The sequence below is a fragment of the uncultured Eudoraea sp. genome (genome assembly GCF_947258525.1).
GTDB lineage: Bacteria > Bacteroidota > Bacteroidia > Flavobacteriales > Flavobacteriaceae > Eudoraea.
This window is the reverse complement of record NZ_CAMYIP010000168.1, coordinates 1-972: the sequence shown is the minus strand read 5'-3', so window position 1 is coordinate 972 and position 972 is coordinate 1. Positions and strand designations below refer to the sequence as shown.

1 protein-coding gene is annotated in these 972 nt (G+C 36.9%); it reads right to left on the bottom strand.

Features of this window, described 5'->3' with window-relative positions:
- On the bottom strand, window positions 1-905 hold a 905-nt coding region (locus Q0X89_RS12770; RefSeq protein ID WP_297694787.1), incomplete at its 3' end, for an MFS transporter.
- Window positions 906-972 lie beyond the last annotated feature (67 nt).

Below are 972 nucleotides of genomic sequence, written 5' to 3'. Positions count from 1 at the left end.
GGCGCTAATTGCATTACCCAAACATTTGCATTAGGTATCATAAAGCCCATGCCTAAACCGGCCAGTAGCATTCCTATCATCACCATTCCAAATGAGCCCCCATATGAAATGCTGGCAAATGCCAAAGCCATCAGGAAATAACCAATACCAAAAATCTTTTGGAAGCTAAATCTATCCTTTATCCTGGAGAAAGAAAGAGAAGAAAATACAGAGAATAACGTACTGGAAGCTATAGCTATTCCTATTAATGTATTCTTTTCTATTCCTATTGATTTTAAATAGAAGGGAATTTGAACAGGAATAATAAAAAACAGAATCCACATGATCATAACATTTACAAAAACAAGCCAGATTATTTTGGGTGATTTTATGGCAGTATCTATGTTTTTTACCACATGTAATGTTTTTGGTTCTTTTAGGAACATACTTGCCATGGGTAAAATTATTATAGGAAATAAATAAAGTAGAAAGGGAATCCTCCATGAAATATCGGCTAATACCCCACCCAAAGTAACAAACAAGATACCTCCAAACGACATGACAGCAATTTGTATGCCGGCAAATTTCTGCCTGGATTTACCCTGATAATAATCCGCTATCAGGGTTGTGGCAATGGTCATGGTGATTCCAACACAAATACCCAGTAAAGCCCGCCCGGCAAGGATGATATAAATATTATCTAACCAATAGCCGGAAGTACCTCCAATAGCATAAAGTATAAGGGCAGCATTTAAAAGTCGTAATCTTCCAAATTTATCAATAAACCTGCCGGCGATAATAGCTGTAAGTGCTATAAAAAGTGCAGGGAACGATAACGTCAACTTGACTAGATTTTCTGCATTTGATAAACTTGAAAATGCCTTTGTCATATCAGGCAATGATGCCGATATTGTAATCATGGACATTATTGTAAGGCTACTTACCAGTAAAAGGGTGAGTTTTACCTGCCAGCTTTCAGTATTCATGGTCGAT